18 protein-coding genes are annotated in these 15,940 nt (G+C 62.9%); 15 read left to right on the plus strand and 3 right to left on the minus strand.

Annotated elements, in window-relative coordinates; genetic code table 11:
* The 15 genes from BLU35_RS24530 to ureG all read left to right on the plus strand — a co-directional run.
* The coding region (locus BLU35_RS24530) for an alpha/beta fold hydrolase (RefSeq protein WP_093234659.1) at nt 1-792 on the plus strand (792 nt) is incomplete at its 5' end.
* A 141-nt stretch (nt 793-933) separates the two neighbouring features.
* Nucleotides 934-1,908 (plus strand): 2-hydroxyacid dehydrogenase, encoded by a 975-nt coding sequence (locus BLU35_RS24535; RefSeq protein ID WP_093234873.1) that lies wholly within the window; start codon nt 934-936, stop codon nt 1,906-1,908.
* 176 nt (nt 1,909-2,084) lie between these two features.
* Complete coding sequence (locus BLU35_RS24540; RefSeq protein ID WP_093234874.1) at nt 2,085-2,918, plus strand: urease accessory protein UreD; 834 nt, start codon at nt 2,085-2,087, stop codon at nt 2,916-2,918.
* 122 nt (nt 2,919-3,040) lie between these two features.
* The gene (locus BLU35_RS24545; RefSeq protein ID WP_057249031.1) at nt 3,041-3,343 is read left to right on the plus strand and encodes an urease subunit gamma; all 303 of its coding nucleotides are present in this window, start codon (nt 3,041-3,043) and stop codon (nt 3,341-3,343) included.
* A gap of 60 nt (nt 3,344-3,403) precedes the next feature.
* Nucleotides 3,404-3,658, plus strand: a complete 255-nt coding sequence (locus BLU35_RS24550) for a DUF1272 domain-containing protein (protein ID WP_057249032.1) — start codon at nt 3,404-3,406, stop codon at nt 3,656-3,658.
* A gap of 10 nt (nt 3,659-3,668) precedes the next feature.
* On the plus strand, nt 3,669-3,974 hold the full coding sequence (locus tag BLU35_RS24555) for an urease subunit beta (protein ID WP_057249033.1): 306 nt from the start codon (nt 3,669-3,671) through the stop codon (nt 3,972-3,974).
* On the plus strand, nt 3,971-4,390 hold the full coding sequence (locus BLU35_RS24560; protein ID WP_058320760.1) for a lysozyme inhibitor LprI family protein: 420 nt from the start codon (nt 3,971-3,973) through the stop codon (nt 4,388-4,390). The genes BLU35_RS24555 and BLU35_RS24560 overlap by 4 nt, the downstream gene beginning before the upstream one ends.
* A 3-nt stretch (nt 4,391-4,393) precedes the next feature.
* Nucleotides 4,394-5,038, plus strand: a complete 645-nt coding sequence (locus tag BLU35_RS24565; protein ID WP_093234875.1) for a Urease operon accessory protein — start codon at nt 4,394-4,396, stop codon at nt 5,036-5,038.
* 3 nt (nt 5,039-5,041) lie between these two features.
* The gene (gene ureC, locus BLU35_RS24570) at nt 5,042-6,754 is read left to right on the plus strand and encodes an urease subunit alpha (RefSeq protein ID WP_057249035.1); all 1,713 of its coding nucleotides are present in this window, start codon (nt 5,042-5,044) and stop codon (nt 6,752-6,754) included.
* A 17-nt stretch (nt 6,755-6,771) separates the two neighbouring features.
* Nucleotides 6,772-7,443 carry a TIGR02117 family protein gene (locus BLU35_RS24575; protein WP_093234876.1) on the plus strand — a complete coding sequence of 224 codons (672 nt, stop codon included), beginning with the start codon at nt 6,772-6,774 and terminating at the stop codon, nt 7,441-7,443.
* Nucleotides 7,444-7,726: 283 nt separating this feature from the next.
* Complete coding sequence (locus BLU35_RS24585; protein WP_093234877.1) at nt 7,727-8,266, plus strand: peroxiredoxin; 540 nt, start codon at nt 7,727-7,729, stop codon at nt 8,264-8,266.
* Between the two features lie 171 nt (nt 8,267-8,437).
* Nucleotides 8,438-8,734, plus strand: coding sequence for a putative quinol monooxygenase (locus BLU35_RS24590; protein WP_082615759.1), 297 nt, complete (start codon nt 8,438-8,440; stop codon nt 8,732-8,734).
* Between the two features lie 2 nt (nt 8,735-8,736).
* Nucleotides 8,737-9,210 (plus strand): urease accessory protein UreE, encoded by a 474-nt coding sequence (ureE, locus tag BLU35_RS24595; protein ID WP_058320763.1) that lies wholly within the window; start codon nt 8,737-8,739, stop codon nt 9,208-9,210.
* Nucleotides 9,203-9,874 carry an urease accessory protein UreF gene (locus tag BLU35_RS24600; protein WP_093234925.1) on the plus strand — a complete coding sequence of 224 codons (672 nt, stop codon included), beginning with the start codon at nt 9,203-9,205 and terminating at the stop codon, nt 9,872-9,874. Before ureE ends, BLU35_RS24600 begins: the two co-directional genes overlap by 8 nt.
* A 27-nt stretch (nt 9,875-9,901) precedes the next feature.
* Complete coding sequence (gene ureG, locus BLU35_RS24605; RefSeq protein WP_057249040.1) at nt 9,902-10,513, plus strand: urease accessory protein UreG; 612 nt, start codon at nt 9,902-9,904, stop codon at nt 10,511-10,513.
* A gap of 38 nt (nt 10,514-10,551) precedes the next feature.
* Here ureG and BLU35_RS24610 read toward each other — a convergent pair whose 3' ends face one another.
* The 3 genes from BLU35_RS24610 to BLU35_RS24620 all read right to left on the minus strand — a co-directional run bounded on the left by BLU35_RS24610 (nt 10,552) and on the right by BLU35_RS24620 (nt 15,911).
* Nucleotides 10,552-11,232: a Crp/Fnr family transcriptional regulator gene (locus BLU35_RS24610; protein WP_058320764.1), complete on the minus strand. Its 681-nt coding sequence runs from the start codon at nt 11,230-11,232 to the stop codon at nt 10,552-10,554.
* Between the two features lie 159 nt (nt 11,233-11,391).
* Entirely contained in the window at nt 11,392-14,709 is a 3,318-nt protein-coding gene (locus tag BLU35_RS24615; RefSeq protein WP_093234878.1) for an efflux RND transporter permease subunit, read from the minus strand.
* A 14-nt stretch (nt 14,710-14,723) separates the two neighbouring features.
* Nucleotides 14,724-15,911 (minus strand): efflux RND transporter periplasmic adaptor subunit, encoded by a 1,188-nt coding sequence (locus tag BLU35_RS24620; RefSeq protein ID WP_093234926.1) that lies wholly within the window; start codon nt 15,909-15,911, stop codon nt 14,724-14,726.
* Nucleotides 15,912-15,940: the final 29 nt, after the last annotated feature.

Raw genomic sequence — 15,940 nt, forward strand, 5'->3', positions numbered from 1 at the left:
TACAAGGACTGGGGTCCAAAGGATGGCCCGGTCGTCGTGCTCAGCCACGGCTGGCCGCTGTCGTCGGACAGCTGGGAAGCGCAGGCCTTCCACCTCGCCGCCAATGGCTTCCGCGTCATCACCCATGACCGCCGCGGCCATGGGCGCTCGTCGCAGCCCTGGGACGGCAACGACATGGATCACTACGCCGACGACCTTGCCGATCTGATCAACGCGCTCGATCTGAAGGGCATCTTTCTTGCCGGCTTTTCCACCGGCGGCGGCGAGATCAGCCGCTATATCGGTCGGCACGGCACGGGCCGTGTCGCCAAGGCCGGTTTGATCTCGGCGGTGCCGCCGCTGATGGTCAAGACCGACAAGAACCCCGGCGGCCTGCCGAAGGCGGTGTTCGACGGGCTGCAGGCGGCAAGTCTGAAGGATCGCTCGAAGCTCTACCGCGATATCGCCTCGGGTCCGTTTTTCGGTTTCAACCGCCCGGGTGCGGTCGCCTCTCAGGGCATGATCGACAGCTTCTGGTTGCAGGGCATGATGGGCGGGCACAAGAACACCTATGACTCGATCGTCGCCTTCTCGCAGACAGACTTTAGCGAGGACCTGAAGAAGTTCGACGTGCCGACGCTGATCATCCATGGCGACGACGACCAGATCGTGCCGATCGATGCGGCCGCCAGAGCTTCGAAGACGCTGGTGCCGCATGCCGAGCTCAAGGTCTATGCCGGCGCGCCGCACGGCATCACCGACACACACAAGGACCAACTCAACGCCGACCTGCTCGCGTTTGCCAAGGCCTGATGTGTCTGAAGTCACGGGAAGAGGCGCCTGCAACGACGCCTCATTCTCGCTTTTCGTGATAGGTGTTTCGCTTGTCGAGATGGCTGTCGCGTCGCGCCGTTTCGTGCACTATCTCCCGACGATTCTGTTCCGGAGGCAGACATGAGCTCGAAACCCCGCATTCTCGTCACCCGTCGCTGGCCGGCGGCCGTGGAACAGGTGCTTGCAGAGCGGTTCGACGTCACCTTGAACGAAGGCGACGTGCCGATGACGGCCGAAGGGCTGGCCGATGCGCTGCGTACCTTTGATGCCGTTCTCCCAACCGTTTCCGATCGGCTTCCGGCCGAACTCTTCGCCGGCGGCGGCCTCCGGGCGAAGATCCTTGGAAATTATGGCGTCGGCTACAACCACATCGACGTCGCGGCCGCCAAGGCCGCCAATATCGTCGTGACCAACACACCGGGTGTTCTGACCGACTGCACCGCCGACATTGCCATGACGCTGCTGCTTGCAGTCGCGCGCCGGGCGGGCGAGGGGGAGCGCCAGGTTCGGGCCGGCGAATGGACCGGATGGCGCCCGACCCACATGATCGGCAGCAAGGTCACCGGCAAGACGCTTGGCATCATCGGCTTTGGCCGCATCGGCAAGGCGATGGCCAAACGCTGTCATTTCGGCTTCGACATGGATGCCGTCTTCTACAACCGCTCGCGCATCGACCCGGCGGAAGCGAGCCGCTACGGCGCCCGGCAATTGGACACGGTCGAGGATGTGCTGAGAGCTTCGGACTTCGTGTCGTTGCATTGCCCCGGTGGTGGCGAAAATCGGCATCTGGTCAATGCGGAACGCTTGGCGCTGATGAAACCGGGTGCGTACCTCATCAATACGGCGCGCGGCGATGTCATTGATGAAGCGGCCTTGGTTGCCGCTCTCGAAAACGGCGTCATTCGCGGTGCCGGCCTTGATGTCTTCGAGGCGGAGCCGAATGTGCCGGAGTGTCTGCGCAGGCTCGAAAATGTCGTGCTGCTCCCGCATCTCGGCAGTGCCACGGAGGAAACGCGGGTTGCCATGGGTATGAAGGTGGTCGCCAACGTCACCGCTTTCTTCGAGGGCCGCGAGCCTCCGGATCGCGTGGCGTAAGCGGCTGCCTATTTTCTGCGCGGCGCCTGCATGGAAATGCAGCATTCTGGCGATTTTCTTTGCAAAACAATAACTTGACTTGTCGTGCCGCGATGCGGACGATAGCGCGGAGGCAGGGCGATCGGCCCTATGGGTGTAGCACCAGGAATCGAAGGACACCGCTCGGCGGTCGAAACATGAACAAGGCAGCAAGCATCGCCCCGCAACGGGCCTGGGGTAAGGGCCGGCTGGTCGCCAAGACGGCGCTCGGCCAAAGCCGCATTGCCGAACTCTATCAGGAAGGCTGCGCAAAGATCCGGTTGCCGAAGACCTTCGACTCCTCCATGGAAGCGGTGCTGATCAATTCCTCCGGCGGCCTCACCGGCGGCGACCGCATGGTCTGGGAGGTTGCGGCAAGGGCCGGAACCGATGTGACGGTGACGACGCAGGCCTGCGAGAAGATCTATAAGGCGAGTGCCGATACGGTCGAGGTGGCCACGCGTATCGAGGTTGCCGCCGGCGCGCGCGTCGACTGGCTGCCGCAGGAGACGATCCTCTTCGACCGCGCCTCGTTGTCGCGTTCGCTGGAGGTGGAGCTTGCCGCGGACGCGACATTCCTGGCGGTGGAAGCGGTTCTGCTTGGTCGCAAGGCGATGGGCGAGGTGGTGCAAACCGGGCTCTTCCGCGATCGCTGGCGCATCCGCGCCGAAGGCAAGCTGCTGCATGCGGACAATCTGGCGCTTGCCGGAGAGATCGCCAGTCTCGGCCAGCGCCGGGCGGTGCTCGATGGCGCAGCCGCCTTTGCCACGCTCCTCTATGTCGGCCCCGATTGCGAGCCCTTGTTGCCGCGTCTTCGATCGCTCATTGACGGCGAGGCTGGCGTCGGCATCAGCCATTTTCAGGTTGATGGCCGCGACAAGCTGGTTGCCCGCTTCGTGGCGCCGGATGGGTTCGCGCTCAGAAAAATCCTCATCCCCGTTATTTCGCACTTGCGCAAGCAGAAGACAGTGCCGAAAGTCTGGGTTCTCTAGGTCATTTCATATTTTTATTGAAACAGTGAAATGATCTAACACGTTGAAACTTTGTAATTCCTGGCGGAAAATCGCTTCGCAGATTTCCTGGGAATTGCTTCACGAACAACCGGTGGCGACGCATGAATCTTACTCCGCGCGAAAAGGACAAATTGCTGATTTCCATGGCGGCCATGGTCGCGCGCCGGCGCCTGGAGCGCGGCGTGAAACTCAACCATCCCGAGGCGATCGCGCTGATCACCGATTTCGTCGTGGAAGGCGCTCGCGACGGGCGCTCGGTCGCCGAGCTGATGGAGGCGGGCGCCCAGGTGCTGACGCGCGATCAGGTGATGGAGGGCATCCCCGAGATGATCCACGACATCCAGGTCGAAGCGACATTCCCCGACGGTACCAAGCTCGTCACCGTTCACGAACCGATCCGCTAAACGAAGGAAACGCGGCCCTTTCCGGCCGTATCCCTCCAACCCTGATCTCAGGAGGCAAGCATGCTGGCTTTGCGCCCCAATTGCGAGTGCTGCGACAAGGATCTGCCGCCGGATAGCCGCGAGGCGATGATCTGTACTTTCGAATGCACCTTCTGCGTCGATTGTGTCGACGGAAAGCTCGGTGGCACCTGCCCGAATTGCGGCGGCGAATTCACCAGCCGGCCGGTGCGCCCGGCGGCCCTGCTTGAAAAATATCCGGCCTCCACCGAGCGGGTGCTGAAACCGCAGGGCTGCGCCGGTTCGAAGGCGGCTTGAGGAGAGAACCATGATCCCAGGAGAAATCATCGCGGCTGCCGGAGAGATCGAGCTCAATGCCGGCCTCGACACGACAACCATCGAGGTTGCCAATACCGGTGACCGCCCGATCCAGGTCGGCAGCCACTACCATTTCGCCGAAACCAATGCCGGGCTGAAGTTTGACCGGAAGGCCGCCTACGGCCAACGGCTCGACATTCCTGCTGGCACCGCCGTGCGGTTCGAACCGGGGCAGACGCGTCAGGTGACGCTGATCCCTCTTTCCGGCAAGCGCGAAGTCTATGGCTTCCGCCAGCAGGTGATGGGCAAGCTATGAAGCGCCTCGCTGTACTTGCCATCGCTCTCGTTCTGCCGTTTGCGCCGGCTTTGGCGCAGGAGGACAAGGTCGACTGCCAGAATGCGGTGACGCAGATGGACATGAACATCTGCGCCAACAAGGATTACGAGGCGGCCGACACGGAACTGAACAAGGTCTACAAGCTGGCACTGGCAGCGACAAAGCAGCAGGACAAGGAACTCGCCGAGATCGATGCGAACTACGTTGGCGCGGAAGAGGCCCTGAAGAAGGCGCAGCGCGCCTGGATCGGTTACCGTGACGGCCAATGCGAGCTTTCGGGCTTCGAAGCCCGCGGTGGCTCGATGGAGCCGATGCTCGTCTCCGGTTGCCTCACCGAATTGACCAGGGCCCGGACGAAGGAACTCCAGGCCATTGTCGAGCCTGACGGAAACTAGACCTTGAGCGGCGGCCGCATCATCATGATCGTGGGCAATGGCGAAGTGCCTGACGGAGCTGGCACGGTGATCGATGCCGCCGATATCGTCGTGCGTTTCAACGATTGCCGTTCCGTCGGCCCCGGTGGCCACAAGACCGATATCGTCGCCGTCTGCAACACCGGGCGCCCCGGTCTCTCCATGCTCGGCGGTGGCCGCTGGAAGACGAGTGCGGCGGTGCGCCAGGCCCGCGAAATCTGGTGCGTCCGATCCGGCGCGAAGTTCGCCGCGATGCGGGCCGGGCTTGCCGAAACAAATCCGGATCTCGACGATTTCTGTGACGACTACACCATCGGTTTCGAAAGTTTCAGCCGCTCGACCAACCGCGGTTTTCGCGTCGTTCCGGTGGCAGTGCATGACCAGCTGGATCACGATCTCGGCGGCTTCTCACCCGATCCCTACGTCGTCCCATCCAGCGGCCTGATCGTCATTGCCGATATCCTGTCCAATATCGCGATGGCCGGTGACGACGTCGTTGTTGCCGGCTTCGGCCATGTCGGGTGGCAATGGCATCCCTTTGCCGCCGAGCGCCGCTATGTCGACGCGCTGGCGGCGAGCGGTCGCCTTCGCCGCCTCCACCCACTTTCTTCTTCGTCCCAAGGAGCCTGAACCATGCCCTACAAGATGTCGCGCGCGGCCTATGCCAACATGTTCGGCCCGACGGTCGGTGACAAGGTGCGGCTTGCGGACACCGAGCTCTTCATCGAGGTGGAGAAGGACTTCACCACCTATGGCGAGGAGGTGAAGTTCGGGGGTGGCAAGGTCATTCGCGACGGCATGGGGCAGAGCCAGACAACGCGCGCCGAGGGCGCCGTCGATACGGTCATCACCAATGCGCTGATCGTCGACCACTGGGGCATCGTAAAGGCGGATATCGGCCTCAAGGACGGGCGGATTGCGGGGATCGGTAAGGCCGGCAATCCGGATACGCAGCCGGGTGTCACCATCGTCGTCGGCCCAGGAACGGAAGTGATTGCGGGCGAAGGCAAGATCGTCACCGCCGGCGGCATGGACAGCCACATCCACTTCATATGCCCGCAGCAGATCGAGGAAGCGCTGGTCAGCGGGCTCACCTGCATGCTCGGCGGCGGCGCCGGGCCGGGACATGGCACGCTTGCCACCACCTGCACCTCCGGCCCGTGGCATCTCGCCCGCATGATCGAAGCGGCCGACGGCTTCCCGATGAACATCGCTTTTGCCGGCAAGGGCAATGCGTCGCGCCCGGGCGCGCTGGTCGAGATGGTGCTGGCCGGTGCCACCTCGCTGAAGCTGCACGAGGATTGGGGCTCGACGCCGGCGGCGATCGATTGCTGCCTGGGCGTGGCCGACGAATACGACGTGCAGGTGATGATCCACACCGACACATTGAACGAGAGCGGTTTCGTCGAGGACACGATCGCGGCGATCAAGGGCCGCACGATCCATGCCTTCCACACCGAAGGCGCCGGGGGCGGCCACGCGCCTGACATCATCAAGATCTGCGGCCAGCCGAACGTCATTCCGTCCTCGACCAATCCGACGCGGCCCTACACCAAGAATACGCTCGCCGAACACCTGGACATGCTGATGGTCTGCCATCACCTGTCGCCGTCGATCCCCGAAGATATCGCCTTTGCCGAAAGCCGCATCCGCAAGGAAACGATTGCCGCCGAAGACATCCTGCACGACATCGGCGCCTTCTCGATCATCTCCTCCGACAGCCAGGCCATGGGCCGCGTCGGCGAGGTGGCGATCCGCACCTGGCAGACCGCCGACAAGATGAAGCGCCAGCGTGGGCCCTTGCCGCAGGAAACCGGCGACAACGACAATTTCCGGGTGAAGCGCTATATCGCCAAATACACGATCAACCCGGCGATTGCCCACGGGCTCAGCCACGAGATCGGTTCGCTGGAGGTCGGCAAGCGCGCCGATCTCGTCATCTGGAACCCGGCCTTCTTCGGCGTGAAGCCGGACTTCGTGTTGCTCGGCGGCTCGATCGCCATGGCGCCGATGGGTGATCCGAACGCGTCCATCCCGACGCCGCAGCCGGTACATTACCGGCCGATGTTTGCCGCCTACGGCAAGAACCGCACGAGTTCATCGGTCACCTTCGTGTCGCAGGCATCGCTCGATGCGGGTCTTGCCGCCAGGCTCGGCGTCGCCAAGCAGCTGGTGGCCGTCAGGAACACCCGCGGCGGTATCGGCAAGGCGTCGATGATCCACAACAGCCTGACGCCGCATATCGAGGTTGATCCGGAGACCTACGAGGTACGCGCCGACGGCGAGTTGCTGACCTGCGAGCCGGCGACGATCGTGCCGATGGCGCAGCGCTATTTCCTGTTTTGAGCAAGCAGAGACGGAGGATGAAGCGCGGCCTGAAATGGGCCTTCTTCGGCCTGCTGGCTGCGGTCCTGGCGGTCGTTCTCGGAACGCTGCTGCCGCGGCCGCTCTTGCCGGTTTCCGCCGCTGCGGCGGGAGCAGGGACGACGCGCATCCTGGTGCTCTTGGGCCCCATCCACACGGATATCGCCGTGCCCTTGACGGAGGAAACGAGGGCGCGATTCGGCTTCATCGAAGCGGCCGGCGTGTCGCTCAATCATCCGCAGGCACAATGGCTGATCTTCGGCTGGGGCGGGCGCTCCTTCTATCTGGAAACGCCGGCCTGGTCGGAGCTGAAGGCCATGCCGGTCTTCAAGGCGCTGACGCTCGACCGCTCGGTCATGCATGTGGATATCGCCGGCCGGATCGTCGAGCCGCAAGCCTCCGTTGCCAGCTTCGAACTGGACGCGGCCGGATATGAACGACTGCTTGGCTTCATTGCCGAGAGTTTCATACGCGACGCCGGGACTGTCGTTCCGGTCGACGGCTTCTCCTACAATGGCAATGACCGCTTCTTCGAAGCCTCGGGCAGGTTCAACGCGCTCTTCGGCTGCAACACATGGACAGCGCGGGCGCTGCGTGAGGCGGGCTTGAGAACCGGCCTATGGAACCCGGTTCCGCCGAGCCTCGGACTATCCTTGCGCATCCACAATTGAGGTGTCACGCAGCCATGCGATCATCGCATGGCTGCCATGCCCGCATGTGAATCGAGGCCTTTCGTGCTGCGCCGCAGCGCAATATCCGATAGGAAAGCGGCTGATCGTTCTCGGTTGTCAGAAATCCTCCCAAGACCTGCCGACCGAGAGCCGAACGAGAGCGGGATGCGGAAACGTGTTTGCGGTTTTCCGCCGGCATCCCGCTCTAACTTGATGGATGTGATCACGTTCATGGTTTTGGGTCGAGCCGGTCCAAATTCATCGTGATCCAAAGGAGATGACGATGCTTGGCAGAAAAGTACCCGCTGTAACGTTCCGCACCCGCGTTCGCGACGAGGCCGTTGGCGGCCCGAATCCGTTCCGCTGGGAGGACGTGTCCTCCGACAATTACTTCGCCAGCAAGCGCGTCGTGCTGTTCTCGCTGCCGGGCGCATTCACGCCGACCTGCTCGACCTACCAGTTGCCTGATTTCGAAAAGCTGACGGCCGACTTCCGCGCCGAAGGCATTGACGAAATCTACTGCATCTCGGTCAACGACGCCTTCGTCATGAATGCCTGGGGCAAGTCGCAGGGCCTCGAAAACGTCAAGCTGATCCCGGACGGTTCGGGCGAGTTCACCCGCAAGATGGGCATGCTCGTTGCCAAGGACAATCTCGGCTTCGGCATGCGCTCCTGGCGCTACGCCGCCGTCGTCAACAACGGCGTCGTGGAGCAGTGGTTCGAGGAAGAAGGCTACTCCGACAATTGCGACAGCGACCCCTACGGCGTTTCCTCGCCGCAGAACATTCTGGAGACGCTGAAGTCTCAGAAGCTTGCTGCCTGATGCGGCCAGAACGCTTCTTTTTCTGAATTGAAACAGCCCGAAGATCGGATCCGGTCTTCAGGCTTTTTGTTGTTCGGGAGCTGCATGCCAGATGGTTGAAAACCGGCTCTGCGACTGGCGCAGAAGCGAATTCTTGATACACTGGCGGGCACAAAAGATATCGAGGGTTCAATGGTTTACATTATCGCCTACCTGACCGCGCACAAGGGCAAGGGAGATGACGTCGTGTCGCTGGCAGCACCGCTGATCGAGGCCACGCGCCGCGAGGCCGGCTGCATCAGCTACGACCTCTACCGCAAGCCTGCCGATCCGGACGCGCTGGTGTTCGTCGAGACCTGGAAGGACAAGGCGGCTGTCGATGCGCATTTCGAAGAGCCGCATCTGAAAGCCTTCCAGGCAGCCATGGCCGATCTGCTCATCGAGGCGCGCATCGAGCTTGTGTCGCCGGAAAAGGTCGAGGTGCTCTGAAGATGCCGTACCGCTCCACCCAGGTGCTTTCGCCGGGCCCAGCCGGCACGACTCCGCTTCACAGCGTGACGCTTGCGCACGACGCCCGTCATCTTCGCCGCAAGTTGCTGCACCTCGAAAACGACGATGTGGTGATGCTCGACCTCAAGGAAGCGGTGATGCTCGCCGATGGCGACCTTCTGGTGCTCGAAGGCGGCGGCTATATCCGGATCGTTGCCGCACCAGAAATGCTCTTCGAAATCTGTCCGCGTGATCCGCTGCATCTCATCGAACTCGCCTGGCATCTCGGCAATCGCCATCTGCCTGCGCAGATCGAGCCGAACCGCATTCTGATTACCCGCGATCCGGTCATCCGCCAGATGCTCGAAGGCTTGGGCGCGCAGGTGAGCGAGGTTTCGGAACCCTTCCAGCCGCTGCGCGGCGCCTACCACGCCGGCGGTCACAACCATGGCCACAGCCATCACCATCATGGCTGAGCGGCTCGATACGCAAGCTCTGCTTCGCCTGGTGACTTGGATGTCTCCGGCCTTCCCGGTCGGTGCCTTCTCCTATTCCAGCGGGCTTGAACAGGCGGTTCATGATCGCCTCATCACCGATGCGGAGGAGCTTCGCTCCTGGTTGGAGACAGTCCTTTGCCACGGCTCCGGCTGGAACGATGCGCTGCTTTTTGCCGAGAGCTATCGTGCCGTGAATGACAGCGGCCGGTTGGCTGCGGTCGCAGACCTTGCCGAAGCTCTGGCGGGAAGCCGCGAGCGGCATACGGAAACCATGCTGCAGGGCCAGGCGTTTCTGGCGGCCGCACAGTCGTGGCCGCACCCGGTTCTTGATGTGCTCCCGGAAACCGTCGCCTATCCGGTGGCGGTCGGTGCCGTTGCCGGCGCCCATGAGACCGGTCTTGAGCCGGCACTTGCCGCCTTCCTCAACGCCGCCGTTTCGAACGCCGTTTCGGTGGCGATCCGCTGCGGCGTCATCGGCCAGCGGGATGGCGTCGGCGTGATCGCGGCGCTCGAACCGATCATCGCGGCGACGGCAGGCAAAGCGGCCAACGCCTCGCTCGACGATCTGGGCTCGGCCACGATCATGGCGGATATTTCGGCTTTGAAACACGAAACCCTGCATTCTCGGCTCTTCCGATCCTAGGAAGAGAGCCCTTGAAAGGACATCCAGATGGCATCGAAGAACGGTCCCCTTCGCATCGGCATCGGCGGGCCGGTGGGCTCGGGCAAAACGGCGCTGACCGACAAGCTCTGCAAGGCGATGCGGGAGAAGTATTCCGTCGCCGTCGTCACCAACGACATCTATACCAAGGAAGATGCCGAAGCATTGGTGCGCATGCAGGCCCTGCCGTCCGATCGCATCGTCGGGGTGGAGACCGGCGGCTGCCCGCATACGGCGATCCGCGAGGACGCCACGATCAATCTGCAGGCAATCGCCGACCTTAACCGGCGTATCCCTGATCTCGACGTCGTCTTCATCGAATCCGGCGGCGACAATCTCGCGGCGACCTTTTCGCCCGACCTTGCCGATCTGACGATCTATGTCATTTCCGTCTGCCAGGGCGAGGAGATCCCGCGCAAGGGCGGGCCGGGCATCACCAAGTCCGATCTGCTTGTCATCAACAAGAAGGATCTTGCTCCCTATGTCGGGGCTGATCTCGACGTGATGCAGCGGGATGCGACGCGGATGCGGGCGGAAAAGCCCTTCGTGTTCACGGACATGAAACGCGGCGACGGCATCAACCGGATCGTCGATTTCCTGACGCTGCACGGCGGGCTGTGACGCTGCAGGCTTCTGACAGCCGAATCCTGGTCGGCGCGTCAGAAGCGTTCGAGCGCCTGCCGGTCGTGGATTTCGATCACGCGGCCCTTGACCGTGACGCCCGAGCGGCGAAGTGCCGAGAAAGCGCGCGAGAGTGCTTCCGGCGCCAGGCCAAGCTTGCCGGCCAGCACATTCTTCTGGAAGGGCAGGCGGAAGGAAAAGTTCGTGATGCCGTCCGGGCAGTTCCCGAGAATATAGCTCGCGACCCGCTGCGGGGCCGTCAGCAGCCGGTCTTCCGCCAGGCAATCTTCCGCCATTTGCGCGTGCCGGCACAGGAGCTGCATCAACGCGTCGGCGACTTCAGGCGTTTGCTCGGCGAGTTTGCGCAGCTTGCGGCTGTCGATGCGGGCGAGCATCGTCGTTTCGATCGTCTGGGCGTTGGCTGTGGCGCGGTTGCCGAGGAACATGGCGCTTTCACCGAAAAGCTCACCTCGCGGAAAAACGGCGATATCCGCCTCGCGTCCGTCCTTGCCCAGCCGGTAGAGACGCACCAGGCCGGAAAGAACGAAAAAGACGTGATCGAGCGGCTCGCCCTGGCCAAAGAGGATGTCGTGCTCCTCGTGGGTTGAAACGACCACATCCTCCAGAATTGCGTTCGTTGCCGCCATCGGCAGCTTCCCGAAGAAGCAAGAACCGAGCAGCACCGCCCTATCGTTCGAGTTCAATCGCAACGTCTTCATCACACCCGTCCTGAGTAAGATCTAAGTGCAAGGTAATAAAGCTTGGCGGAAGGTGGTTTGACCTCGATCAAATAAGAATGACAAAAAGCCCGCGCTTGCAGGGCGCGGGCTCGTTCCTGGATTGTGACGGTTCCGGGCGAAGCCCGCTTCGGACCCGGCCTATTCGGCGGCGAGCGCCGGATGGTTGATGACCTTGCCGCCGGGTCGCCCCTTGGTCTGGTCCGATTCCAGCGCCTTCAGCCGGTCTTCCAGCCCTTCGATCGTCTTGCTCTGCTCATGCACCAGACCCGTCAGGGCTTCGCGGTCGAGCGGAAGGTTCTCTTCGTCCTTCTGGCCGACGAACCGCCCGAAGAGGCGGGCGAGCAGTCGCGAGAGGTCGTCCATGATCAGGAAGAACGACGGCACGATCACCAGGCTCAGCACCGTCGAAACGATGATGCCACCGATCACGGCGGTCGCCATCGGCGCGCGGAACGAGCCGCCTTCGCCGACGCCAAGCGCGGAGGGCAGCATGCCCGCCGACATGGCGATCGAGGTCATGATGATCGGACGGGCGCGTTTGCGGCCGGCCTCGATCATGGCCATCTGGCGGTCCATGCCGTGGTGCATCATCTCGATGCCGAAATCGACGAGCAGGATCGCGTTCTTGGTGACGATGCCCATCAGCATCAGAATGCCGATCAGCACCGGCATGGACAGCGCGTTCTGCGTCAGGATCAGCGCCGCAGCAACGCCGCCGATCGCGAGTGGCAGCGAGAACAGGATGGTGAACGGCTGGATCACGTCCTTGAACAGCAGGATCAGCACCACCAGCACCAGCATCAGCCCAAGCAGCATGGCGTTGCCGAAGCTCTGCTGCATCTCCGCCTGAACCTCAGCGTCACCGCTTTCGAGGAACTCGACGGACTTCGGCAAACCGGCCTGGCCGGCGATCTGCTTGAAGCGGTCCGAGGCGGTATTCAGTGCGACGCCGACCGGCAGGTCCGCCCCAAGCGTCACGACGCGGTTGCGGTCGTATCGTTTGATCGAGCTCGGACCTTCCGAATAGTTGATGTCGGCAACACTCGAGAGCGGCACCGTCGTGCCTGAAGCGGTGGTGATCTTCAGGTTGCGGATCGCGGCGATATCGGTGCGGAAATCGCGGTTGATCTGAACGCGGATCGGGATCAGGCGGCCGTCGAGCGCGATCTTGGTCAAAGCCGCATCGATATCGCCGATGGTGGCCACACGGATCACCTCGGAAATCTGCGCCGTGGTGATGCCGAGGCGCGACATCTGCTCGTCACGCGGACGGATCTGCAGTTCCGGGCGCGGAAGCGCCCCGTCTGGGCTGACATTGGCCAGCAGCGGGTCGCTCCGCAGCTTGCCTTCCAACGTCGCCACCGCCTGGTCGAGATCGGCCTCGTTGTTGGAGAGCAGGTTGAAGGAGAGATCGCGCTCACCGCGGTCGTTGAGCTTGATGACCCGGACGTCCGGTATGTCACGGACTCGGGCGAAGATTTCCTTCTCGATCTGCGACTGCGGGATGATGCGACCAGCGGGGGCCATCTTCGGTAGGTAGGGGCCGATCAGTGGAGTGCGGCCGATGACGTCGTTGACGATCTTGTTTACGAGCGAATGGTCGAGCTTTTTCAAAAGCACCGTCACGGTCGCGCGGCGCAATTCCAGGTCGCCCTTCGGCGAAGCGCCGCCAAGGACGAATATGTTATCGACCCCTTCGATATTCTTGACCCGGTTGTAGATCTCCGTGGTCGTGCGGTCGGTGTCCTCGAGCATGGCGTCCGGCGGCAGCTCGATCGACAGGCTGACGCGCGAGGCGTCTTCCGGCGGCAGGAAACTGCCGGGCACATAGAGGATCAGCGCGAAGACCGACCCAACGGAGAAGGCGATCGCGGCAAGCAGCGTCAGGTAGCGCGTGTACCAGTAGTGTGTCGTGGCGCGCACGAGACGCGTGTAGTTGCGCATCATGAAGCCGTCTTCGTCGTGGTGACCGCTGCCTGCGTCCGAGGGACGCATCAGGTAGGCCGCCATGACCGGCGTGATCAGGCGGGCGACGAGCAGCGAGAAGAACACCGCAACGGCAACCGTCAGACCGAACTGGATGAAGTACTGGCCCGGAATGCCCGGCATGAAGGACACAGGCACGAAGACCGCGATGATCGTGAAGGTCGTCGCGATAACCGCCAGACCGATCTCATCCGCCGCCTCGATCGCGGCGCGATAGGGCGATTTGCCCATGTGGATGTGCCGCTCGATGTTCTCGATCTCGACGATCGCGTCGTCGACGAGGATACCGGTTGCGAGCGTCATCGCGAGGAAGCTGACGAGGTTCAGCGAGAAGCCGAGCAGGTCCATGATCCAGAAGGTCGGGATCGCCGAGAGCGGCAGCGCCACGGCCGAGATCAGCGTGGCGCGCCAATTGCGCAGGAAGAGCATGACGACGATGACGGCGAGCAGTGCGCCCTCCATCAGCGTGTGCAGCGCTGCCTCGTAGTTGCCGTAGGTGAAGTAGACGGAATCGTCGACCATCTCGATGGTGACATCGGGATTGGCAGCACGGATCTTTTCGAGCGATTTGGCGACGGTCTCCGCGACGCTCACTTCGCTGGCGCCCTTGGCGCGGAAGACCGCAAAGGTCACGCCGGGATTGCCATTGAAGCGCGAGAAGGAGCGTGGCTCCTCATAGGTGTCAGTGACCGTGCCGAGGTCGGAAAGGCGAACGAAGCGACCGCTCGGCACCGAGATCATCGTGTTGGCGAGCTGGTCGACGTTGCGGGTGTCGCCGAGGGTGCGGATGGCCTGCTCGCTGCCGCCGACCTGGCCGCGGCCGGAGCCGAGGTCCATGTTCATGCGGCGGAGCTGGCCGTTGACGTCGGCGGCGGTAATGCCGAGCGAATTCAGCTTGTCTTCGTTGAGCTCGACGCGAACCTCGCGGTCGGCGCCACCATAGCGGTCGACACGGCCGATGCCCTTCTTGCCCTGGATCTCGCGCTTGATGACGTCATCCACGAACCAGGAGAGCTCTTCCAGCGACATGCCGGGGGCGGAGACGGAGAAGGTCTGGATCGCCTGGCCCTCGACGTCGACCTTGGAGACGATCGGCTCCTCGATCGAGGTGGGGAGATCGCTGCGGATGCGGTCGATCGCGTCCTTGACGTCCTGCACCGCCTGGGTCGTCGGCACTTCCATGCGGAAGATGACGGCGGTCGTCGACGTGCCGTCATTGATCGTCGACTGGATATGGTCGACGCCGGTGACGCTCGCGACCGCGTCCTCGATTTCCTTGGTGACCTGCGTTTCAAGCTCGGCCGGCGATGCGCCGCTCTGCGTCACGTTGATCGAGACGATCGGCACATCGATGTTGGGGAAACGGGTGATCGGCAGCGATACGAAGGACTGATAGCCGAGCACCATCAGAACGACGAAGGCAAGGATCGGTGCGATCGGATTGCGTATGGACCAGGCTGAGAAGTTCATGGTCACGGTTCCTGTCAGTTGGTCGCTGGTTCAGCGGACTTGACGGGGTTGATGCGGTCGCCGTCGCGGACATAGGCTCCGGCCCTCGCCACCACTTCCTCGCCAGCCTTCAAGCCTTCGAGGACTTCGATGAACTTGCCGTCGGAAATCCCTGTCTTGACTGGCAGGATGCGGATGACGCCGTTTTCGACCTTGCGGACGATCGTGCGGCCGTTCTCATTGGTAACGGCCGTTTGCGGCAGGACCACTGTCTGCTTCTGTTGGGCGGTGATCAGCGCGCTTGCATACATGCCGGCGCGCGCCTTCTCGGTATCGACCAGGCTGATGAAGACGGTTCCGAGGCGGCTGACGGGATCGACGGTCGGGGCGATGAGGCGGATGGTGCCCTCGACCTTGGTGTTGCCGCCGGCGAGCGTCACGATTGCCGGCTGGCCTACAGCGAGCTTGATGATGTCGGCTTCGGCGACGTCGGCCTTCATCTCGATCGCGCCATCGCGGATCATGGCGAAGAGCGGTTCGCTATTGCCGGTGGCGATCGCGCCGACCTTGGCGTTCTTGGCGGAGATCACGCCGGCGACGGGCGCCTTGACCTCGGTACGGGCGAGGCGAAGGTCGATGTCGTCGATCTGCGCTTCGGCCACCTTGATGTCGGCATTGGCGACGGCGGCGGCCTGCTCCGCGGAAAGGACGCGTGCCTGCGTCGCAATCGCGAGCGCCCGCACCCGGTCGGCCTCAGCCGTCGAAACCGTGCCGTTCTTCGAAAGTCCCGCTGCGCGATCGCTGACGCGTTTGGCCTCGTCTGCGTTCGCCCTGGTTTCGCTGAGCTGTGCGTTCAGTTGAGCAAGCCCGGCCTCCGCCTTGGCAAGCGACGCTTCGAGTTCGCTCTTTTGCAGGCGAAGCGCGTCGTCGTTCAGGACCACGAGCACGCTGCCGGCTTCGACCTTGTCGCCGACATCGACATTGAGCGTCCGGATGGAAAGGCCGTCGACCATGGGGGCGACATAGACCTGCTCGACCGCCTGGATGGTGCCGGTCGCAACGACGCGGTCGCTGATCGACTGGTCGACCGCTGTGGTGACGACGATGGAGGGGAGGTTTTGCGTCGGCTTCGGTTGCGTCGCTTCCTCCGCCCAGGCGGACGAAAGCGAACCAAAGGTCATCGCAGCGCACACGCTGAGAACGGGCAGTACTTTTAGAGCCATCGGCTTCACAGTCCCGGCAATGGAAACAA

Origin of the sequence: Sinorhizobium sp. NFACC03 (assembly GCF_900103435.1) — a bacterium.
Lineage (GTDB): Bacteria > Pseudomonadota > Alphaproteobacteria > Rhizobiales > Rhizobiaceae > Ensifer.